Annotated in this window: 12 protein-coding genes; 6 read left to right on the top strand and 6 right to left on the bottom strand. The window is 42.1% G+C overall.

Annotation, left to right across the window (positions count from 1 at the left end; translation table 11 throughout):
- Positions 1-191: 191 nt before the first annotated feature.
- A complete protein-coding gene (locus FBB35_RS08195) occupies positions 192-1,529 on the top strand; it encodes an IS701 family transposase (RefSeq protein ID WP_174708167.1) in 1,338 nt (445 codons plus the stop codon).
- Positions 1,530-1,588: 59 nt separating this feature from the next.
- Here the strand turns inward: FBB35_RS08195 and FBB35_RS34440 are convergent, their stop codons facing one another.
- From FBB35_RS34440 to FBB35_RS08185, 3 genes are all read right to left on the bottom strand, one after another.
- Positions 1,589-2,056 (bottom strand): transposase, encoded by a 468-nt coding sequence (locus FBB35_RS34440; protein ID WP_254625790.1) that lies wholly within the window; start codon positions 2,054-2,056, stop codon positions 1,589-1,591.
- A gap of 111 nt (positions 2,057-2,167) precedes the next feature.
- Positions 2,168-2,545, bottom strand: a complete 378-nt coding sequence (locus tag FBB35_RS34435) for a transposase (RefSeq protein ID WP_254625633.1) — start codon at positions 2,543-2,545, stop codon at positions 2,168-2,170.
- A gap of 59 nt (positions 2,546-2,604) precedes the next feature.
- Positions 2,605-3,216 (bottom strand): hypothetical protein, encoded by a 612-nt coding sequence (locus FBB35_RS08185; protein ID WP_174709241.1) that lies wholly within the window; start codon positions 3,214-3,216, stop codon positions 2,605-2,607.
- Between the two features lie 741 nt (positions 3,217-3,957).
- Between FBB35_RS08185 and FBB35_RS08180 the strand changes: the two genes are divergently transcribed.
- The 3 genes from FBB35_RS08180 to FBB35_RS08170 all read left to right on the top strand — a co-directional run bounded on the left by FBB35_RS08180 (position 3,958) and on the right by FBB35_RS08170 (position 17,810).
- Positions 3,958-9,408 (top strand): phytase, encoded by a 5,451-nt coding sequence (locus FBB35_RS08180; RefSeq protein WP_174709240.1) that lies wholly within the window; start codon positions 3,958-3,960, stop codon positions 9,406-9,408.
- A 616-nt stretch (positions 9,409-10,024) separates the two neighbouring features.
- Positions 10,025-14,797 (top strand): esterase-like activity of phytase family protein, encoded by a 4,773-nt coding sequence (locus FBB35_RS08175; protein ID WP_174709239.1) that lies wholly within the window; start codon positions 10,025-10,027, stop codon positions 14,795-14,797.
- 340 nt (positions 14,798-15,137) lie between these two features.
- Positions 15,138-17,810 carry an alkaline phosphatase family protein gene (locus tag FBB35_RS08170; RefSeq protein ID WP_174709238.1) on the top strand — a complete coding sequence of 891 codons (2,673 nt, stop codon included), beginning with the start codon at positions 15,138-15,140 and terminating at the stop codon, positions 17,808-17,810.
- Between the two features lie 763 nt (positions 17,811-18,573).
- Here FBB35_RS08170 and FBB35_RS08165 read toward each other — a convergent pair.
- The gene (locus FBB35_RS08165; protein WP_174709237.1) at positions 18,574-19,497 is read right to left on the bottom strand and encodes a nucleoside hydrolase; all 924 of its coding nucleotides are present in this window, start codon (positions 19,495-19,497) and stop codon (positions 18,574-18,576) included.
- 16 nt (positions 19,498-19,513) lie between these two features.
- Here FBB35_RS08165 and FBB35_RS08160 point away from each other — a divergent pair, with 16 nt between their 5' ends.
- Positions 19,514-19,945, top strand: a complete 432-nt coding sequence (locus FBB35_RS08160; RefSeq protein WP_174709236.1) for a nucleoside deaminase — start codon at positions 19,514-19,516, stop codon at positions 19,943-19,945.
- A gap of 249 nt (positions 19,946-20,194) precedes the next feature.
- On the opposite strand, the gene FBB35_RS08155 is transcribed toward FBB35_RS08160, so the two are convergent.
- Positions 20,195-21,319: a metallophosphoesterase gene (locus FBB35_RS08155; RefSeq protein ID WP_174709235.1), complete on the bottom strand. Its 1,125-nt coding sequence runs from the start codon at positions 21,317-21,319 to the stop codon at positions 20,195-20,197.
- Between the two features lie 414 nt (positions 21,320-21,733).
- On the opposite strand from FBB35_RS08155, the gene FBB35_RS08150 reads away from it, so the two are divergent.
- On the top strand, positions 21,734-22,606 hold the full coding sequence (locus FBB35_RS08150) for an S-methyl-5'-thioadenosine phosphorylase (protein WP_174709234.1): 873 nt from the start codon (positions 21,734-21,736) through the stop codon (positions 22,604-22,606).
- Between the two features lie 38 nt (positions 22,607-22,644).
- Here FBB35_RS08150 and FBB35_RS35410 read toward each other — a convergent pair whose 3' ends face one another.
- Positions 22,645-22,779 carry a hypothetical protein gene (locus tag FBB35_RS35410; protein WP_302480958.1) on the bottom strand — a complete coding sequence of 45 codons (135 nt, stop codon included), beginning with the start codon at positions 22,777-22,779 and terminating at the stop codon, positions 22,645-22,647.
- Positions 22,780-22,983: the final 204 nt, after the last annotated feature.

Raw genomic sequence — 22,983 nt, 5'->3', positions numbered from 1 at the left:
ATTCAAGCATTTTAAGCAAACCTATGTGCAATAAAGATTTTAACTTATTAGTGAGTGTTCAGAACCACCTATTCTTAAGAGGTTGTTTGCTCCATTCAGAAACATTCTTGAACCTATCCCTCTTCTGTCACTTTCCGAGTATTCTGAATAAAAGGATTAAAAGAAAAAACTCTCTTCAGGTAAGCAGGGCAATGGATGTAGAATTACAAATCCTAAAACATTTGGCAAGAGATGCCCAGCCAACAGTTGCGATCATAGATGAATATTGTGCAGAGTATAAAGACCTGTTCAAAGAAGTAAGAAATTATGAATGCTTCAAATATTTACATTTAGGGATAATTGCACCAATAAAAAGAAAATCATTACCAGAAATAGCCAAAGTAGTAAGTATAAACTCGGCACAGTCATTACATCATTTCATAGCCTATTCAGATTGGTCAGCAAATAAATTAAAGAGCCGAAGATTAGATAAATTAAAGAAAGCATTAAATAGTCAGGCGATAACCGTAGTAATAGATGAAACTGGAGATAGGAAAAAAGGTAAAAAGACAGATTATGTTGCAAGACAATATCTAGGGAGTGTAGGAAAAATAGATAATGGAATAGTATCAGTCAATGCTTATGGAGTTTATGAAAATGTAACATTTCCATTAAGTTTCAAAGTATTTAAACCGAAAGGGACGCTCAAATCAGGAGATAAATATAAAACCAAAATAGAGTTAGCGTCAGAAATTATTACAGAATTAATAAATGAGGGGTTTAATATTGAATTAGTATTAGCCGATAGTTTATATGGTGAAAGTAGCAAATTCATCAAAAAGCTCAATGAATATGAATTAGCTTATGTTGTAGCAATTAGAAGTAATCACGGAGTCTGGCTACCAGCTAATCAGAGCGTTAGAGCTAACAAGTGGTGCAAATTTGAGAGAACATTTAGTAATAAAAAATCCGAAATCAGATATATCCGAGAAATAATTTATGGTAAAAAAAGAGCCATAACTTACTGGGAAATAACTACTGATCCAGAAACAATGCCGGATAATTCCACTTCATTTGTCATGACGAATCTTCAAGGAAATCTCAAAAAAACTTTAGGCGATTTATATGGATTAAGAACCTGGGTAGAATATGGGTTTCGACAATGTAAACAGGAACTCGGCTGGACAGATTATCGCTTGACAAATTTTCAACATATAGAGAGATGGTGGGAAATTATTTTTTGTGTTTACACAATGATTAGTCTAAATTCCCCAGCCTTTTTAGCCTTAAATCAATCTCTTCAAATTGAAACTGAGGTGATAGGTACTAGTTATGTTAATTGTGTAGATTTTTCTCATCATCAACAATGGAATCATAATTCTGGATGGAAGAATACTCTTAATAATCTTCGTTTAATTGTCCAACCTCTTTTACTATTTTGGCTGATTTATCCCTGGTTAGATATTTTTCCAAATTCTCATTTATTGCTAGGATTTAATCATTTAATTTGTGCCATGAACCAATTTAAACCCTTTTTTGCTTCTGGATGATTTCACTTATTTACTACTTGCTTATCTCGGAGAGTGACAGAAGAGGGCTATAGCGGTTATCAGTCTTGTGAGGTACAGTAGCAGCAGTGAGTAAACCAACCCAGCAAATTCTCTATTGTCACTTCTGCGAATGCCGTATCTAATGCCTGGAGTAAATCAGGGTATGTCCTTGCACCGATGCGACGGAGAATGTTCTTAATCTTGGACCAACAATTCTCAATCGGTGAAAAATCGGGAGAATAGGGGGGGAGATAAATGAGATGAGCGCCAGCAGCGATGAGCAAAGCTTCAAGTTCATCACTTTTATGGATTGAGCAGTTATCCATGATCACCACTGCACCAGGCCAAAGTTTGGGTACGAGCTTTTGGGCGATGAAGGCATCAAAAGTCAAAGCATCGATAGAACCTAAGCCACTCCATTGGGTGAGCAGTCCTTTCAAGCTAATTGCACCAATTACCGAGACATTTTTCCCTTTGCGGTTGGGCTTTTGAGCATAGGCTGAAGGCCAGGCAAGGCGCGGGCACATTTGCGGATGAAGGACAGATTAACTCCCGATTCATCTAAGAAAATCAGCTCTTCGACGGGTATCCCCCTCAAGAGTTTCCAGTACTCAAATCGGGCTAGTTGGACTTCATCACTACCTTTTTTTGTGAGGTGGAGACTTTTTTTTGAGGTTGAGGTGAAGTTTCCAGCGAACCATCCGATTCACCGTAGCTACCCCAATTAAGACCTCTGTTTTCTCGTAAAGTCGTTCCCGCAATTCGCTTAACGTCGCATCGGGCTGTGCTATGACGAGTTGGCGCAGGATTTCTAACTGTTCAGCATTCAACTTTGTTGCTGTCTGCTCAGTCCGCACCTTGGGGCCTATCATCCCCAATTCTCGATGGCGTTTGAGTAAATTTTGCACAAAACTTAAGGTGACACCAAAGTTTTTAGCCAGTTTTCGTTGGGAAATGTCACCGCAGGCATAAGCATCAACTATTTTTTGACGCAAGTCGAGAGAGTAGGCTTTCATCACCACCAATTATCAGTAGAATTGCTCTCTCCTACTGTACTGAAGTAGACTGATAACCGCTATAACCAGATGCTCCTAGTATAAAAAACTGAACTGGAATTATAGTATTTCAGTCCGTCTTCACAAACCAAGCCAGTACCACTTGCAATTTGTAAAACTTCATTTAAATACTCCTGAAATCTTTCTTTGATTAGTTGATAATCAAAATTATTGCGATCGTATGTACGACCAAATTCACTCCTAAACGTGATTATATTTCTATAAAGTTCTTGTATCGATTGCAGGTTAATTTGAACTTGCTTTTGGATAAAAACGTCGCAGCTTAACACGCAAGATGTGTCAAATCTGTTTAGCCAAGTTTTTTCCTGGTCAAATGTAGTATAGGATGGACTATTTCTCAGATCACTATTAATATGTCTGACCATTTGATCTTTATCCATGTAGTTTCTGAGATTGATGTATTTCCTCAGTGTATCGGAACATTTATCAGTCAGGGTGAATAGCTCACCAACGTCTCTATATGTAATTTTATTTATATCATAATTATTCTCATTGAATTTTCTTGCAATTCTTGTGACTGAGCGCAAATGATTTTGTGCATTTGCTAAATGAATACTGCGGTCATTTTCAAGTGTAAATTTTGATGGTTCTCTATACTTTTTTTTGCTCATAATGTTCTCCAACACCCTGTGTAAGTTACAGCATTAGTCACAAAATGCCAAAAGCCTAGTTTCTTTAGGCTTAGTAAATTCACTCTGGATATTTACAGTCACTGAAATCAACCGAGTTTTTATCTTCGGTTTTCAATAACGTTTTCATGTTTTATATCTTACAATATCCACAAAATATTTTGATTAAATAAATTTAGATAAAAAAGTTTTAGATGGGTTTTGGCGGAGGAATTTCAAATACATAAAGAGGACACGAAAGCTTGAAACTTAGTCGGGGAAAGACATATACAGAGTCAGCATAAAATAATCATCCCTAAGTTTTGGCGACTACATCATTTGCTCAGGATACTATGACTGAGAATAATTGCCGTGGAAAAAATATCTCTAAACCTACAATTATTTTTGTCTTAACCTTTTGCTAGCTGTTTCTTAATCTAAACGGGATACTTTGAGATTGCCCAATTAAAAACTCATACAACAAGTTATGTAGCTGTCTTATAACAATCTCTAAGAACAGTGAATTGGAAGGCAAGTTTTATATTGTCCATGTTGATAATGCGAACTCTCTAAACTGCGAAGCGCATCTTTGCAGTTAACGGTCTTTTACTAGCAATATAAATGACATTTACACTTAAAATTTTCTCCACTTTTACAGCGATTTGATTGGGCAAATTGGTTCTGTAGTTGCCGCAGATAAACACTAAATCTTTGCAAAACTTGAATTTACCCCAGCACTAACTTATGGTAATTAATAATACAATCCGCTTTTCCCAATTCAATGCTTCTCTAAACCGCAGCGCTCAAGGTCAATTAGCGACCGATTTGTCAACCCCCAATAATGCTCAGGCAAAAGCTGTTGCAGAAATTATCCAGCGTAACAACCCGGATGTGCTGCTAATTAATGAGTTTGACTACTCCCAAGAGGCAGTTCAACTATTTCAGCAAAATTATTTAGCCATAAGTCAAAACGGTGCAACTCCTGTTGACTACCCCTATTTCTATATCGCTCCCTCCAACACAGGTATTGCCTCTGGCTTTGACTTAAACAACAATGACGCTGTAGTTACAACCCCAGGCACATCGGGATATGGCGATGATGCCTTCGGATTTGGTGATTTTCCTGGTCAATACGGGATGTTGCTATTATCCAAATATCCCATCGACACTGCCAACGTCCGCACCTTCCAAAACTTCCTCTGGAAGGATATGCCCAATGCTTTGCTTCCCAATGATTCCAACACACTACAGCCAAATGATTGGTATTCTCCAGAGGAACTCGCAGTTCTACGCCTCTCTTCCAAAAGTCATTGGGATGTACCCATCCAAGTAAACGGCGAGACAATTCATGTCCTCGCTAGCCACCCCACACCCCCAACCTTTGATGGGCCGGAAGACCGCAACGGTAGGCGTAACCATGACGAGATTCGCTTTTGGGAAGATTATATCACCCCTGGTAATGGTAATTACATTTATGATGACCAGGGTAAAACAGGTGGTATCGCTGCTGGTTCAGACTTTGTGATTGTGGGCGATCAAAATGCAGATCCGTTAGATGGTGATAGTTATGACAATGCCATTCGCCAACTGTTGCAAAATCCTGAGATTAATACTAATGTCATTCCTACCAGTCTTGGGGGTTCCCAACAAGCAGATTTGCAAGGTGGTGCAAACGCTAGCCAAAAAGGTAATCCTAGCTTTGACACCGCAGACTTTGCTGATACAGCTCCCGGAAACCTGCGTACTGATTACGTGCTACCCTCCACTGACCTGACAATTATCAATTCAAGAGTATTTTGGCCTCTAAATACTGAGCCGACATTCTCCCCAGTTGGTACTTTTCCATTCCCCAGTTCCGACCATCGCTTGGTGTTCGCAGATGTGCAAACTAGACCAACTCAAGCAGGTAAAACCATTCCCAACGTAGGTTTTGAAAAGCAGACTACCTTCGTTACTGGCTTTATTCCTAGTGGTGCGGCCGGAACTGTCAACGGCACACCAACTCCAGTGGGAGGATTATCTGGTGTCACATACGATGCAGTTAACAACCGCTACTATGCAATCTCAGACGATCGCTCTCAAGTTGCCTCTGCCCGTTTTTATACCTTCACTACTGCCGATTCCGGGGTGACTTTTACTAACGTCACACCACTGAAAGATAGCAATAGTAATTTCTTTGCAATCAACAGCCTTGACCCAGAAGGTATTGCTTTAACTAACAATGGGACTGTTTTCATCTCTTCGGAAGGCGAAGTAAATCCTACTGTTGGTCGTGTTACCAATCCCTTCATTAAAGAGTTTTCGCTGACAACAGGGCAAGAAATGCGATCGCTAATTGTCCCCAGCAAATTTCTGCCAGTAGTTCAGGACACTAACAGCAACGGTATTGTCGATGCCGGAGATACGCAGATATCAGGCGTATACAATAACTTAGCCTTTGAAAGCCTCACCATCACACCCGACCAGAAAACCCTATTTACCGCCACCGAAAATGCACTATCCCAAGATGGATTAAAAGCTTCACTCACCAGTGGTAGCCCATCCCGGATTTTGCAATATAATCTAGTTACTGGACAACCAGAAAAAGAATACCTCTACATTACCGATGCCATTCCCGAAGCACCAAACCCAAGCACAGGTTCTGCTGACAATGGTTTGGCAGATTTACTAGCAATAGATAATCGTGGTACTTTCCTGGCGTTGGAACGCTCCTTTGCCCAAGGTGTGGGCAATACCATCAAAATCTACGAAGTTTCTTTGCAAGGTGCAACTGACATCAGTTTCTACGATTCTCTCAATAGTTTGAGCGCTGAACAACTAGCAGCTATTAAACCTGCCCAAAAGCGTCTGCTGTTGAATTTAACTGACCTCAATCTGCCCACTGATGCAAATCACCCGATTACAGGAGTAGATAATATAGAAGGTCTTGCTTTTGGCCCCAAACTAGCAGATGGTCGTCAGTCCATTGTGCTGGTGAGTGACAACAACTTTAGCAGTACTCAATATACCCAAATCCTCACCTTGGGCGCAGACTTGGTTCCAACTGCTGCACCTACAGTAGAAACTCGTCCTGGTTTATTTGATGATGAAGATCCAGCATTACCTGTTGTAGATCAGAATGCCGATGCTGATGACCCTGCCATTTATGTTAATGCCACAAATGCTGCTGATAGTTTAGTATTAACCTCAGTTAAAAATGCTGGACTGCGAGTTTATGACCTGTCTGGCAATTTGTTACAAACAGTTAATCCCGGTGGCATTCGCTACAACAACATTGATCTGCAATACGGTTTCAAATTAGGCAATCAATCTATCGATATTGCTGTCGCTAGCGATCGCAACAACGACAAACTAGCAATCTTCAAAATTAATCCCAACCCCACCACCCCCGGTCAATACCTGGAAAATATCACCGATAGCAATATTGCTACTATCTTCCAAGCATCACCTTTTGAACCTCCTTATTCGCCATCAACTCGCAGTTCTTACGGACTTACCTTATACCGTAGCCCCGTAACTAATGATTACTATGTCTTTACCAGTCGCCGTCAAACTGGAGATATAGCTCAGTTCAAATTGATTGACAAAGGTAATGGTCAAATTGGAGTAGAACTGGTGCGGGAGTTCACCATCCCCTCACCCACCACAGCAGGGCGTTCTCCCCAAACAGAGGGTATGGTGGTTGACCAAGAAACCGGCTTGCTCTACATAGCCCAAGAAGATGTGGGCATCTGGAAATTTCAGGCAGAACCGGACGGTGGTACAACAGGCAAATTAATTGATCGCGTCCGTTTTGAGGGTGGTTCTCACCTTACCGATGACGCAGAAGGGTTGACCATATACTACGGCAAAAACGGCACAGGTTACTTGCTAGCATCCAGCCAAGGTGATAGCACCTTTGTTGCCTACACTCGTGAAGGTAACAACGAATACGTGGGTAACTTTGCCATTGGTAACAATGGGTCAATTGACAGCGTACAAGAGTCAGACGGTGCAGATGTGATTAACGTGCCACTGGGGCCTAACTTCCCATTTGGTTTATTTGTCACTCAAGATGGTTCCAATGAACCCGCTAAGACCATCGATGGCGAAAACGTAAACTCGAACTTTAAGCTGGTGCCTTGGGAAAATATAGCGAATGTCTTCCCCAATTCTTTAAATATCGACACCACTAGTTACGATCCCCGCAATCCCGTTGCCCAACCCAAGCTAACTATTTATGAATTTGCAAACCTACCGAAGTTAGACACGACTTCTAAAGGTCAAGATATTTTGTTGGGTGGTTTTTCTGGTCTGTATTTCCAAGGAATTGCAGCAAATGGCAACCTAAAATTTGTCACCAACACAGATCGGGGCCCCAATGGAGAACCTGATGGTGTCAAAAGACCATTTTTATTACCCGATTTCCAGCCAGAAATAGTTAGCTTTGAACTCAACCGTACCACAGGTGAAATCAGCATTACCAACAGAACAAAGCTATTTCGCCAAGATGGGACAACGCCATTAACGGGATTGCCTAACTTGCAAGCTGTAGGAAACGGTTTAGCCTACACAGATGAAATTGCCGTTGACTTAGACAACAATGTTCTAGCTAATGATCCTTTGGGTGCTGACTTAGAGGGTATTGTAGTTGCAGAAAATGGTGATTACTGGTTGGTGGATGAGTACCGTCCGGCGATTTACCACTTTGACACTAACGGTAAACTGATTGACCGCTTTATCCCTCAAGGAACTGTCACTGCACCCAACCCAGATCAACCAGCTGGAACTTTTGGCACTGAGGTTTTACCAGCAGTTTATGCCCAACGCCGCAATAATCGGGGGTTTGAAGCTGTCGCACTAGAAGGTAATAAATTATATGCCTTTATCCAGAGTGCGATCGATAATCCAGATGTCGCCAATGATGCGACTTCCAAAGCTTCTCTCAACCTGCGAATTCTGGAGTTTGATATTGTCAGCAAGCAGGTAACAGGAGAATATTTATATCGCCTAGAAGGTCTACCGGGAACTGATAAAATTGGCGATGCAGTCTCATTGGGTAACGGCAAATTTGCAGTAGTTGAGCGAGATGACAATGGCACATCTGCTGGCAATAAACTGATTTACCAAATTGATTTAGCCGGGGCGACTAACATCAACAACCCTGCTAACTTTACCTTGCCAACTGGTAAAACTATTGAACAACTGACCTCTGCGGAGTTAGCTGCTGCCAATATTACCCCTGTCACCAAAAGCCTAATTGCTAATGCTGCTCAGTTAGGCTACACCGGAGTGGAAAAATTAGAAGGTCTAGCATTGGTAGCACCCAACACCTTAGCCTTGATTAATGACAACGACTTCAACATTACGGGTAATACGGCTGCGGAAAAACTCGGCATTCTCGAATTACCCAATAATCTGACAACTGCACAGCCTACTTTCACCGATAGCTTTGGTTCTAGTACCAGCGATAATGTTACAGTTCAGCCAGAAAAAACATTCTTTGCAGGTGACGGAGCAGATTTTGTAGAGGGTACTGAAGGCAACACAATCGAGGCTGGGAACGGTGATGACACTGTACTTGTAGGCAGTAACTCTTCAGTATCCGGGGGAGACGGTGACGATCAAGTTGTAATTGGTCAAAATGGGCCGGCTGAAAATACTAATGCTGATGGTGGCAATGGTGATGATGTTATTACCGTAGTGGAAGCTAGTGGTAGTAATAATTTGTTTGGGGCGGAAGGTGATGATCGTCTCACAGTAATTGAAGGTTTTCGTCAATCATTATTCGGTGGCTCAGGTAACGACACCCTCACGAGTAATGGTAGCAATAACCGTCTTTACGGCGGTTCTGGAGATGACAAACTCTTCTCTAATGTCAATGACTCCCTGTTTGGTGGCGATGGTGATGATGTCCTATTTGCTGGTCAACAGGGTGGCGATCGCCTCAGTGGTGGTACTGGTGTCGATCAATTCTGGATTGCTAACGCCAGTCTGCCAACTAGCAAGAACATTGTGACTGATTTTACAGTTGGCATTGATAAAATTGGGCTGGGTGGTATTGGTGTTACTCAGTTTAATGCCCTGACGCTATTACAACAGGGTAATAATACTATCGTGAAAATCGGAAATACTGAGTTAGTTTCATTGACAGGAATTATATCAACTAAGCTCACAGCAAATGACTTTGTTTTCTCTGCCAGTATTGTGGGTTAATTTGTTCGCCTAACGTGATTATTACAGGTTCATTAAACAACCAAAGTTAATGAACCTGTACTCAATCATTATTGCAAAAGTAATTAAAAAGAAGGGTTATAAAGGAATATAGTTCAAATAAGACCAAACACTTGTAGAGACGGCGATTTATCGCGTCTCAAAACCTTAAAACCCACGATTTTGTACAAGTAGCCCTTAACCCAAGCGTATTGGGTTATAAAGAACTTATTATCTGACCAAAGTTACAAAATAGACATCATCTCAATGTATAAAAAATAACTTTTAACATCACCAAAAATATGCACAAAATTGTTAACTGCATATTAGGTACAAGATTGCAATACAAGATTTCTTAACCAGTTCACAATTTATTCACAACTTTTGCTATGTATCTTAATTAATATGCAATTGACGTTGTTAATTAAGATACTAAAAATCTCTAGGGAAATGACAATTGTAGTGGTGGTTAACATTTAATAGTTCAGACTCCAAAAGCTGAAAAGGCAATTACATCTTTACAGCCTAAAACTATTAGTTTTTTCCTCACCATATTACTTTTTTGATTTCACTAGAGCGAAGACCATCTCAACAATTAAACACAGGGAGATTCTCTTTCATGGCTAAAAACGTCATTATAATGATTGGGGATGGTATGGGCTGGGAAATGGCTCGTGCTGCGTCCATTTACAAAGAGATTCAAAATGGTAAGACAGGTGCTAATCTAAGTGATTTTTATACAGAAGGTAAAGGTCAAGGACTCAACTTTCAAACACTCCAAGGTTACGGTTTGGCAACTACCTACGGGACAACGATCGCTGGTAGTAATGGAGTTTTTAGCACTGGTAATTCGGCTCTTGACGGTACTAATCCAATTACAGGAGAAAGCCCAGTTCGCCCTGGTTTCACCTTTGATCCAACTTTTAACCAAGGTAATACCCCAACAGGTGGTGCAAAAGTCAGTGATGGTGCTGTTGGGAACCTAGTAGGTTATGACCCTACCAAAGGTGGTGTTAACCCTTGGACTCCCGGTAACGATCCTGAATATATTAAGTACAGCTATCCTGACTCTGCAAACACCGCGACAACTCTCTACACTGGCGTAAAAAGCTACAATAACGCTGTTGGCGTTGATATTTTCGAGAATCCTTTAGAAACAATTCTCAAAACTGCAAACGAAGTTGGTAAATCTACTGGTTTAGTAACTTCAGTTCCTATTGACCACGCCACACCTGCTGCTGCTGCTGCCAACGTTAACCGTCGCAGCAAGTATGATGCTGACTATCCGGCATTAGACAACATCCTGCAACAGCAACTCCGTGTCTATCAACCAACAGTATTACTTGGTGGCGGACACCCACTCTCTGCTCCTGGAGACTTATTACCAGCAGGGGTTGAGCCGAATACGAGTAATGAATACATTAGCCAATCTACCTACACAGAACTTAGCACTAAACCAACAAACAACATCTACGATTACACCTTTTTAGAGCGCGGTGAGAATGCCGCCCAGAAACTAGCTGAAACTGCGGCGACAATCGATCCAGAAAAAGGCGATCGCCTCTTCGGTCTATACGGTGCGCGTGGTCAAAATGGTAACTTACCTGTAAGTTCTGCCAATGGCGACTACAGCACTACTGGTTTAGATATGTTCAGCGTTTTCACTAACCAAGGTGATAACACCAAAGTGGACACCACACGTCCACTACTTCCCGGAGAGACGGATGCATCTTTCATTGCCAAAGAGGTTAATGAAAATCCAACACTCAATGACTTGACAAATGCTGCATTAGATGTATTAGGTAAAGACCCTGATGGTTTCTGGTTGATGGTTGAGGGTGGCGATATTGATTGGTCTGCCCATGATAACAATATAGATAACTTGATCGGCACCACCTTGGACTTCGATAAGGCAGTTGGATCTACGATTGACTGGATCGAAAAAAATGGTGGTTGGGAAGAAAACCAACTTATCGTCACAGCTGACCACGATCACTATCTGACTCTCGACGGTGATTTTCCAACTTTAGTACAAAATCAAGGTGCTGAAGCATTAACCAATTTGGATACTCCAGCAGAAGTTGGACACTACTGGGGGTCTGATCCCAATGTCAAGTATGGTTGGGGAACTCACACCAACCGTCCCGTACCTGTTTACTACCAAGGTGCTGGTTCTGAAGTGTTAAATAGCTTGGTAGGTAAAGGTTATAACGCCTACGGTTCTGATATTCCAGGAATTGCGGGTTTAAACGATCAAAGCCACATCTACCAAACGATGTTTGCTTCAATAGTGCCAAAAGTTGAGTTAGTAGGTTTTGCCTCTTTACCTGCTGATACCTTTAGTGATGGGCCAGCTTCAGGTAAGGATATTTCCGCTAATGGTAGAACCGGGCCGTTCCCAGGACAGCCAATACAGGGTTTCAGCGGTGTCCAATTTGCTAACAGCAACTCTTTCTACTTCCTTTCAGATAATGGTTACGGTAGCAAAGATAATAGTGAAGACTTTCTGCTGCGAATCAATCGTCTAGACCCAAATTTTAAGGGAACAGAAAATGGCGATGGTACTGTTAAAGTTTTAGACTACATCCAATTGTCTGATCCCAACAACAAAGTTCCTTTCCAAATTGTGAATGAGGGAACTGCTGGAAGATTACTAACTGGTGCAGACTTTGATGTAGAGTCATTCGTCTTTGATAAAGATGGGACAATCTGGGTTGGAGACGAGTTTGGCCCTTACCTGCTGCATTTTGATGCCACTGGTAAGTTATTAGAGGCTCCCATTGCTACACCCGACCAATTCAAAACTTTAGATGGAGAAGCACCTAAAGTTATTGGTCACAGAGGTGCAAGTGGCTATCGTCCAGAGCATACCTTAGAGTCTTATAAGCAAGCAATTGCGCGAGGCGCTGACTTCATTGAGCCTGATTTGGTCGTGACAAAAGATGGTGTGCTAATTGCTCGCCATGAGCCAGCTTTAGCAGTTTTGAACGCTGATGGTACTGTCAATTTCAACAATACAACCACAGATGTTTACAAACATCCAGAGTTTGCCGATCGCAAGAAAACGGTAAGTTTAGATGGAAACACAATTACAGGTTGGTTTGCTGAAGACTTCACTTTAGCTGAAATCAAGACTTTACGCGCAGAAGAACGTCTACCTTTCCGAGATCATTCCTTTGACGATCAATTTGAAATTCCTACCCTCACAGAAATCATCGATTTAGTTAAGCAAGTAGAAGCCGACACAGGTAAAAAGATTGGCATCTACCCAGAAACTAAGCATCCAACCTATTTGGCCGATGAAGCTACTTATGTCGGCACCACGGACAAAATCAACAGAAACATCAGCCAGTTACTAATTGATACACTCAAGGCAAATAACTTCACTGACCCCAGTCGCATCTTCATCCAGTCCTTTGAAGTGGGCAACCTCAAAGAACTACATGATGTCATTATGCCTACGGCTGGAGTGGATATTCCCCTAGTTCAATTGCTAGATGCAAGTGACATTGATATCAACGGTAAGATAATCGAGAGTCAGCCGTATGATTTGAAGGTAAGTGGTGACACTCGCACCTATGGCGACTTGCGAACTCCAGAAGGCTTGGCTGAAGTTGCCACTTATGCTGATGGCATTGGCCCTTGGAAGCGGATGATTGTAAGCGTCAAAGGTACTGATGCTAATGGTGATGGCAAAGCCGATGATGTGAATGGGGATGGAGCAGTCAATGATGCTGATAAGACAACATTACCCCCTTCAACCTTAATTCAAGATGCTCACAACGCAGGTTTACAGGTTCACCCTTATACCTTCCGTGCGGAAGATCAGTATTTAGCAGCAGATTACAAAGGCAAGCTAGAGCTAGAAATTCAGCAGTTCTATCAATTAGGTGTAGACGCGCTATTTAGTGATTTCCCAGATATTGCGGATGAAGTACGGGATCGACTCAGAGACGATCCTCAGTATAATGTAGTGCGATCGCCACAAAACCCCGATGTGCTTTCAGGTGATGCCTTTGCTAACTTGGGTGGCTCCAAAGGTTTTGAAGGTGGAGCAATTAACGCCAGCAAAACCAAGCTTTATTTCCTATTAGAAGGTACTGTTCAAGGCGATACTCCCGGTGCTTTGCGGATTAACGAATTTGATTTAGCTAGCCACAAATACAGCGATCAGTTACGCTACTACAGATTGGATAATCCATCAAATTCCATCGGGGATTTAGCAGTCATTAATGATAATGAATACCTAGTCATTGAACGGGATAACAATCAAGGGGCTGCGGCTAAATTTAAGAGGATCTACAAAATAGACTTGTCTAAAACAGATTCTAATGGCTATGTCGCTAAAGAAGAAGTTGCAGACTTGTTAAATATTCAAGACCCCAACGACCTGAATGGGGACGGTAAGACAACCTTCAACTTCCCATTCCAAACCATTGAAAATGTTCTGGTTGTTGACAAAAACACCATTTTGGTAGCTAATGACAACAATTATCCCTTCTCTACAGGTCGTCCTGGAAACGATCCTCAAAATCCAGTTATAGACAACAATGAGATTCTACAACTGAAGTTAGAGAAGCCCCTTAATCTTGCTCCTGGCTTAGGTCAACCTCAAGCTGAAGAAATTAATTTTGGCTCCACTACCAGCGATGATATTACCGTTGAGCCAAATCAAACCTTATTCACAGGTGACGGAGCAGATTTTGTAGAGGGTACTAAAGGTAACACAATCCAGACTGGAAACGGTGAAGACACGGTGTTAGTCGGCAGTGATTCTTCAGTGTCCACAGGAGAGGGTAACGATCAGATATTTATTGGTCAAAACGGCCCGGTTCAAAATATTACTGCTGATGGTGGCAATGGTAATGATGTTATTACCGTAGTGGAAGCCAGTGGAAGTAATAATTTACTTGGGGCGGCAGGTTATGATACTCTCTCTGTAGTTGAAGGTTCTCGTCAATCATTATTTGGTGGCTCAGGTAACGATACCCTTAGCAGTAGCGGTAGCAATAACCGTCTCAACGGTGGTTCTGGCGATGACAAACTCTTCTCCAATTTCAATGATTCCCTGTTTGGTGGCGATGGCGATGATGTGCTATTTGCTGGTCAACAGGGCGGTAATCGCCTCAGTGGTGGCGCTGGTGCCGATCAATTCTGGATTGCTAACGCCAGTCTGCCAACTAGCAAGAATATTGTGACTGATTTTGCGATCGCCATTGATAAAATCGGGCTTGGCGGTGTTGGTATCACTCAATTTAGTGCTTTAACACTGTTGCAACAGGGTAGTGACACTATCGTGAAAACCGGAAATACAGAGTTGGTTTCATTGCTGGGAATTGCAGCAACTAGCCTCACAGCAAATGATTTTGTTTTCTCTGCTAGTGTGGTTTAGCCGAAAGATAATTACAGCTTAGATTCAACATTCAAAATTTCCTCATATCCCCGACTTCTTGAAGAAGTCGGGGATCTTTTTGTTCCTTTTTGTCCAAAATCTTAACTTGTTTATAACTTTCCTTAAACATTGAACAATTATCTTTTGAGACAGTAACCAAAGTTAAGTTCATTTGATTGTCTGCACTATTTTGTGTGGAAACTAAGCATTTTGTCGCCAAATACTATTTAGGTTTCTGTAGCCAAGAATTTTTTGCTTGGGTTGAGCGTAATTAATTGCTCATACAGATACACAATTGCTGCGATTAATCGTAGCTCACAATATTTAAGGAATAGTAAGCATGGCTGATACAAACGACAACGGTAGAAATGTCATCATTTTTGTTGCGGATGGATTGCGTAACGGTTCTGTAAACCCAATTGATACCCCAACTTTATATAGTGTCCGTCAGCAGGGAGTTAGTTTCGCCAATAGCCATTCATTATTTCCCACATTTACCACCCCGAATGCTTCTGCGATCGCAACTGGGCATTATCTTGGTGATACAGGTGACTTTAGCAACACGATTTACACTGGTTTTCCAAGTCCTAATGCCAATGGTAGTGTCACGCCATTTATCGAAAATGATGCAGTTCTGGGGGATATCGATGAAAAATTCCCCGGTAACAACTTTCTAGATGAAGAGTCATTATTAGCTTACGCGCGATCGCAGGGTTTCAACACAGCAGCAGTTGGTAAACTAGGCCCAGTTGCTATCCAAGATGTCACACAAGTTAACCGAGAAGGTGGTACTACAGGTACTATTCCTACTCCCGATACAATTATTATTGATGACACTACAAATGGTGCAACCCCGCCTCTTACAGCCGCTGGTTCACCTTCTGCCGTTCCACTTGATCCAGATATTGTCAACCGCTTACAAGCGGCTGGTCTAGATGTAAAACCGACAACGCGAGTCCAGCCAGCTGGTACCAACACAACTCCTGGTACTCTAAATGCCAATGTGGCTCAACAACAATATTTTGCAGATGCGACTACCAAAGTAATTTTACCCAAGTTTCAAGAAGATGGTAAACCATTTGCATTGGTTTACTGGTCAAGAGATCCTGATGGTAGCCAACACAATCAGGGTGATAGTTTAAACACTTTGACACCAGGTATCAATGGCCCTACTTCCAAAGCTGGGGTCAAAAATGCTGATGATAATTTAAAGCAACTTCTTGACTATCTCAAGAGTACAGGCTTAGACAAGACTACTGATGTCTTTATTACTTCTGACCACGGTTTTTCTACTATTAGCAAACAAGCTATTGATAGCCAAGGCACAAAAACTACAAGTTATGCTGCCACTCAAACTTATGCGGGTGTAAATCCGGGATTTCTACCAGCAGGTTTTGTTGCAATTGATTTGGCTCACGATCTCGGTCTACCCCTGTACGATCCTAACCCTACAACCCTTCCCCCAGACCTCAACAAGATCCAGTATGCAACTGTTGATGCCACAAAAGGTCAACGTCCTATTTCTGGGAATGGTGTAATTGGTGGTACAGGTGAGGTAATTAATGGCCAACTTGACACAGGTACAAAAATAGTTGTAGCTGCAAATGGTGGCTCTGACTTAATTTATTTACCTAATGGCAATGCTGACTTCGCTAAACAGGTAGTGAATTTGCTCTCACAGAAAGACTACATCAGTGGGATTTTTGTAGACGATGCCTATGGAGACATCCCAGGTGCTTTACCACTGAGTGCGATCGGGCTAAAAGGTGATGCTCAAACACCAGTTCCATCTATAGTTATCAACTTCAAAACCTTTAGTACAGACCCAAGCAATCCAAACAACCCTCAAGCTCAGGTCGAAATTGCTGATACAACATTACAGCAAGGCCAGGGAATGCATGGCAGCTTTGGTCGAGGTGATACCTTCAATAACATGGAGGCTATTGGCCCTGATTTTAAACAAAGCTATGTGGACTATGCACCCGTTAGTAATGCTGATGTAACGCCTACCCTTGCTAAAATTCTGGGTTTGGACATTCCTAGTAATGGCGATTTGAAAGGTCGCGCCATCACAGAAGCACTAGTGGGAGGTCCCGATGTCGTTGCCTCTACTAAAGAAGTCTTGACTTCGGAAGAAACTGCTAATGGTCAAGCAACAATTCTGGATTCTCAAAGTGTAGGTAATACTCAGTACTTTACAGCCGCAGGGTTTGATGGTCGCACTGTTGGACTAACAACACTAGACCTTCAATTTGGTTCTACTAATAGTGATGATGTCACCCCCAAGCCAAATCAAACCTTATTTGCAGGTGACGGCGCAGACTTTGTAGAAGGTACTAAAGATAACACAATCGTGACTGGTAAAGGTGAAGATACGGTGTTAGTCGGCAGTGGCTCTTCAGTGTCCACAGGAGATGGTAACGATCAAGTTTTTATTGGCGTAAATAGCCCTGCTAGTAATACTAGTGCCGATGGTGGCAATGGTAATGACGAAATTACCGTAGTGGAAGCCAATGGTAGTAATAATTTGTTCGGAGGCGCAGGTGCTGATACTCTGACAATAGTTGAAGGTTCACGTCAACTATCCTTCGGTGGCTCAGGTAACGATACCCTCAAGAGTAACGGTAGCAATAACCGCCTCTACGGTGGTTCTGGAGATGACAAACTCTTCTCCAGTGTGAATGATTCGCTGTTTGGTGGCGATGGTGATGATGTCCTATTTGCTGGTCAACAGGGCGGTAATCGCTTAACTGGTGGTACTGGTGCTGACCAATTCTGGATTGCTAACGCCAGTCTGCCAACTAGCAAGAATATTGTGACTGATTTTGCGATCGGCACTGATAAAATCGGGCTGGGCGGTATTGGTGTTACCCAATTTAGTGCCTTAACTCTATTGCAACAGGGTAGCGACACTTTGGTGAAAGCCGGAAATACAGAGTTGGCTTCATTGGTTGGAGTTACATCGACTAGCCTAACAGCAAATGACTTCGTTTTCTCGGCTAGTGTAATTTAACCTAAAGATGATTACGATTACAGCTCCAAATTCAACAATTAGGCTGTAGTAATTTGGCTATTGCGGGGGAGTGATACTCCCTCGCCTTTGATAAGCTGTCGCACTTACAAGTTGCCTCATAATCTTTTAGGTAAAACCTGTAAACCCTCCCCTCTGCCCCTCTGCTCCCCTGCTGTCTCAATGTGCAAATTAAAAACACAACAGCTTATCCTCCAATACCTTCGCTAAAAGAAGAGGATGAAGATAGAGGGCAGTCTGTAGTAGAGTTGTTGTCTTCCCAGTTTAACAACTCAACTCGATGATCTTTGCGATCGCCAAAGGCGGGTCTTCGACCATCGCCCCACCAAAAATCTCAATACAAAACCCTCACTGATAAATTTCAAAACTGATTCACGCTAATCGCTTTCAGCAAATTGTCTATTGAATACTTTTTCACATCCTTAATTCTTCCTTTGGCTGAGATAGCCTTGGCGGTAATCACTTTTCTTTAATTTGGAAGCTTGACGTGCAGACCACTGACGCATAAGTGTAACTTTTTCTACATGAAGTAGCTTCTGGCGATAAATAATAACCCTAGTTGCGGGTTATCAAATTCTACAACTGTCAATTCATGCGATCGCACACGATAAGCTGACGTTTATCGCAAGTTGCGTCGTCTTCCTCTATCGATTGAGTTGCAGAGGTTGTCTGTATCCTGTGAGCTTGGTCGTTAGTTTTCGATAGCGAGTTTGAGTATCCACGCCACCTAATATTTTTTAGTTTTTTATCTTGCCCATTGCTGCAAGATATAAGTATAAAAAGCGTCTTTATCTATTTTATCCATCGCATAAATTTTCCGACCACCAGGAACTACTTTAGTCCGTCCCTGACTGACTCCAGTGGTGATAATTTCTGTTTCCCATTCGCGCAATTGATAAAATTCTGGATGTCCTAGATAAGCTGTCGCCAGCACATCCCAAAAATAATAATCCTGGGGGATAACTAGCGCATAACATTGTCCAGCTAAATCAGAGATGGGATAGTGGTGTTGCTGCCACATTTTTTGCACTAATTTTGATGTAACTGGGACATTATTAGTCAAATCCAAAGGACACATAATAATTTCAATTTGTGTTTCCCAGACTCGTGCTGCTGAAACCGCGTCCCAGTAAACATTCCATTCAGCAGAACCATCTTGTCCAGGTTCTAAACTTTTTTCTACATTACCAGGGACATTTAATGCACCTCCCATCCAAACAATTTTGTGAATCTTGGCTTCAATATCCGGTGCTTTGTCTAAAGCTACTGCAACGGTGGTCAACGGCCCAGTTATCATCAACGTTACGGGGTCTGATGCCTCGCGCAGCACCTTAATCATGAAATCTTGACCTGTTTCGGCAACTAGAGGCGTAGTAATGGTTTCGCTTTGATTGAGAATGGGAAGATGGTCAACGATAAAGGAATCACGGCGATAGAGAGTAGGAAATGGATTGATGCCGCGCACAGTGCTTTCTGCAACTGAGATATGAGAAAATCCCATCAAATCGAGAATTTTACGTGTGGCGCTAACAGCCGGTTGAATGTAGCAATCTGCTGGAGTGACGACAACACCAAGGAGTTCGATATGATCCATTGTCAAAAGCAGCATAGTTGCCAGATAGTCATCTACACCGCCATCATGATCCATTAATACAAGTTGTTTTGACATAAAAGGAGATATTAATATGGATGAGTTTATGGAAGTTGCTATTCAAGAAGCAAAACAAGGCAGACAAGAGGGTGGAATTCCTATTGGTTCGGTTCTTGTCAAAGATGGCAAAATTCTCGGCAAAGGACACAATAAACGTGTGCAAGATGGCGATCCTGTCACGCACGCGGAAATCGATTGTCTCCGCAATGCTGGGAGAGTTGGCAGCTACAGAGGCACTACACTCTATTCAACTTTAATGCCGTGTTACCTGTGCGCTGGGGCTGTGGTGCAATTTGGGATTAAAAAAGTCATCGTCGGAGAATCCAAAACTTTTCCTGGTGCTAAAGAATTTATGGTATCTCACGGTGTGGAAGTAATTGATCTTAATCTTGACGATTGCGAACAAATGATGAGTCAGTTTATTGGAACAAATCCCGAACTTTGGAATGAAGATATTGGGAATTAAGAATTGGGGAATGGGGAATTGGGGATTGGGAGTAGCCTTGTCAAGGTGACTTTCTTTTGATAGGAGAAGAAGGTAATTTACAGCCAAGCATTAGACATTTCCAGAAATTAAATATGCGTTATTCATAACCCATGTAGAGACGCGAAATTGTACTTCGTCCCGCTACGCTAACGCGTCTCTACATTCTTTTTTGGAGATGTCTATTCAACTCAGACAAAAAAGTTACCTTCACACGGATACTCATCACTCCTAACGCAGCAAAAGTGTGCTGTTATTATCAATCAGTGTAAGAGTTCCACCAGTGGCCATGCCTGGGTTGGACTGTGCTGATGCACTATAAGTCTCAATATAGCGACGCACTTCTAATGGAAACTGGGGATAGTCTAAGACTGCATCTCCATCGGCAATAGTTGCCCAGAAGTCTCGCAAACTAGGAGCTAATCTTTTTGCCTGTGATAGTGGTAAGTTTAATGGAGAGTGAGTTAGTAGCTTGACTAAAAAGGGAAAAGAGCGATCGCCCATCCATTGCCGCGATGACTGTTGCAAGTCGGGGAAATCAGGCACTGACTCTACCCGATGGGATACAATTTGCAACGATTCTTTACCTTGGTTATCGCGATGAAACTCTAGCACCCGATAAGGGTGAGGATAGCTGACTAAAGAACCAGTGGTAATATCATATACTCCATCTGAGTAAGCAATATCCTGAACGTGCAAATGCCCCGTAAATACTAGCTTGACTCCGTAGCGCTTTAGTAACTGCAATAGTTCTGCTGAATTGGACAACATATAGCGATTTGCCAGTGGATGGTTCGCCTGATTGGGCAAATGTTCCACCACATTATGATGCACCATCACCAAAACTAATTCATCAACAGATGCCGCCAGTACCTCTTCTAACCACCGTAGCTGTTTGGCATCCAAACACCCCACTTGCTCACCCTGGTCATTAAAGAAGTTAGAATTCAGTCCAATCAGCTTAACTCCAGGGAGTAATTGACGAACGTAGTAAATCTGCTGCGGATCTTCATAGCCAAACTTTGTGTAATAGTAAGGAAAATCTGCAAAAGCGATTGATTGCTGATCGGCCAACAGCACAGGAACGTCATGATTACCAGGAACAACATAGACAGGAAAAGGTAGCTGGCCTAAATATTGTTGTAACCAAGCGTGGTTCTCTGGTTCGCCGTGTTGGGTTAAATCTCCTGGTAACAATAAGAAATCTAAATCGAGTTGTATTAAATGTTCCAGTACACTTTTAAACGCCGAGATACTGACTTCTACCAGATGAAAACGGCTAGGATGATCCCAGATTGTGTGGGGAAGTGCGACGTGTAAGTCGCTAACTACCGCAAAGCGAAAATTGAGAGCCATTGATTTATGAAAATGTTAAAAGCAGGGGTTAAAATAAGCCTTTTCCAAAAAGTATAACGCTTGCTTTGTTTCGCTGCTCAGAAGTACATTTACTTAATATTTGTATACATTAAGCATTGGTTAAACCTATGATGGCGATTAATTTAAGGGCGAATCTTAACTATTAATGTGTACAAATTATCGAAGATTTAATTGTTAAAGCCCGGAAGTCAAACGATTTCGGATTATCTCGATCGCAAATTAATAGAATCAATGTGCTTTCCTCGCTTCTAAGCGTTGAGTAAACAATAGTTTGGCAAGACATCCAAAGTAAACAGTTACCCAGAAATTTGCTCTAGCTAGAACTTGGCTTCTCTGCTACTCCCCTTTTCGGTAAAATAACTTAGCAGATCGGTAAGGAACAGGTTCAGAATCATGGCTCAAGCTAGTATTGGGATTATTGGTGGCAGTGGTCTGTATAAAATGGATGCGCTCAAAGATATAGAAGAGGTGCATATCCAAACCCCCTTTGGTTCACCGTCTGATGCTTTGATTCTGGGGACATTGGATAGTACAAGAGTAGCTTTTTTAGCGCGTCATGGCCGCAATCACACGCTGTTACCCTCAGAATTACCGTTTCGTGCTAATATCTATGCGATGAAGCAATTGGGCGTGAAGTATTTAATTTCAGCTAGTGCGGTGGGTTCCTTGAAGGAAGAGGCAAAACCACTGGATATGGTAGTGCCAGATCAGTTTATTGACAGAACGAAAAATCGGATTTCAACATTCTTCGGTGAGGGAATTGTGGCTCACATTGCCTTTGGCGATCCGATTTGTAAGAATTTGGCTGCTGTGTTGGCAGATGCGATCGCATCTCTCAATTTACCAGAAGTTACTCTCCATCGAGGGGGGACTTATGTGTGCATGGAAGGGCCAGCATTTTCCACAAAGGCAGAATCGAATCTTTACCGCAGTTGGGGTGCAACAATCATTGGCATGACAAATTTACCAGAGGCGAAGTTAGCAAGGGAAGCGGAAATTGCTTATGCAACCTTAGCACTGGTGACAGATTATGATTGTTGGCATCCAGACCATGACAGTGTGACAGTGGAATTGGTGATTGGCAATTTGCTGCGGAATGCTGCGAATGCTCAGAAGGTAATTCAAGAAACTGTGCGGCGCTTGAGTGAAAATCCCCCAACCAGTGAGGCGCATTCGGCTTTGCAGTATGCGATTTTGACTCAGTTGGATAAAGCACCAGCAGCGACGAAGGAAAAGTTAGGGTTATTGTTGCAGAAGTATTTGTAGTATTGCTGATGAATGAGCAATCGCTACGACGTATTTTCTCAGATTACATCAAAAGCTAATACAGTTCGGTTAAAGCAAAAGACGCGATAAATTGCCGTCTCTTTATTGTAGAGGCGGCGATTTATTGCGTCTTGGTGATGATTTATCACATCATTGCGATCTAGAATTTTCATTATTTCATTAAAAACCTTAACCGAACCATATTAGAGCAAAAGCGATCGCTACAACGAGCTACGCCTACGCACCATAAGATTCTTCGGTGACGTACCATTATTATAAAATCATATAAGTGATAACACGTAAATATATAAGCTTTCATCAACAAACGCATGAGTTTCATCAACAAACGCATGAGTTTCATCAACAAACGCATGCGT

The organism is Nostoc sp. TCL240-02 (assembly GCF_013343235.1).
Classification (GTDB): Bacteria; Cyanobacteriota; Cyanobacteriia; order Cyanobacteriales; family Nostocaceae; genus Nostoc.
Note: the sequence above shows the minus strand (reverse complement) of the source record. Positions and strands in the feature narration are given on the sequence as shown.

Excerpts from the sequence above, each read along its gene's own strand:
- FBB35_RS08195 (WP_174708167.1), top strand. The coding sequence starts at position 192 with ATGGATGTAGAATTACAAATCCTAAAACATTTGGCAAGAGATGCCCAG.
- FBB35_RS08175 (WP_174709239.1), top strand. The coding sequence starts at position 10,025 with ATGGCTAAAAACGTCATTATAATGATTGGGGATGGTATGGGCTGGGAA.
- FBB35_RS08160 (WP_174709236.1), top strand. The coding sequence starts at position 19,514 with ATGGATGAGTTTATGGAAGTTGCTATTCAAGAAGCAAAACAAGGCAGA.
- FBB35_RS34440 (WP_254625790.1), bottom strand. The coding sequence starts at position 2,056 with ATGTGCCCGCGCCTTGCCTGGCCTTCAGCCTATGCTCAAAAGCCCAAC.
- FBB35_RS35410 (WP_302480958.1), bottom strand. The coding sequence starts at position 22,779 with ATGAAAATTCTAGATCGCAATGATGTGATAAATCATCACCAAGACGCA.
- FBB35_RS34435 (WP_254625633.1), bottom strand. The coding sequence starts at position 2,545 with ATGAAAGCCTACTCTCTCGACTTGCGTCAAAAAATAGTTGATGCTTAT.
- FBB35_RS08165 (WP_174709237.1), bottom strand. The coding sequence starts at position 19,497 with ATGTCAAAACAACTTGTATTAATGGATCATGATGGCGGTGTAGATGAC.
- FBB35_RS08180 (WP_174709240.1), top strand. The coding sequence starts at position 3,958 with ATGGTAATTAATAATACAATCCGCTTTTCCCAATTCAATGCTTCTCTA.
- FBB35_RS08150 (WP_174709234.1), top strand. The coding sequence starts at position 21,734 with ATGGCTCAAGCTAGTATTGGGATTATTGGTGGCAGTGGTCTGTATAAA.
- FBB35_RS08155 (WP_174709235.1), bottom strand. The coding sequence starts at position 21,319 with ATGGCTCTCAATTTTCGCTTTGCGGTAGTTAGCGACTTACACGTCGCA.
- FBB35_RS08185 (WP_174709241.1), bottom strand. The coding sequence starts at position 3,216 with ATGAGCAAAAAAAAGTATAGAGAACCATCAAAATTTACACTTGAAAAT.
- FBB35_RS08170 (WP_174709238.1), top strand. The coding sequence starts at position 15,138 with ATGGCTGATACAAACGACAACGGTAGAAATGTCATCATTTTTGTTGCG.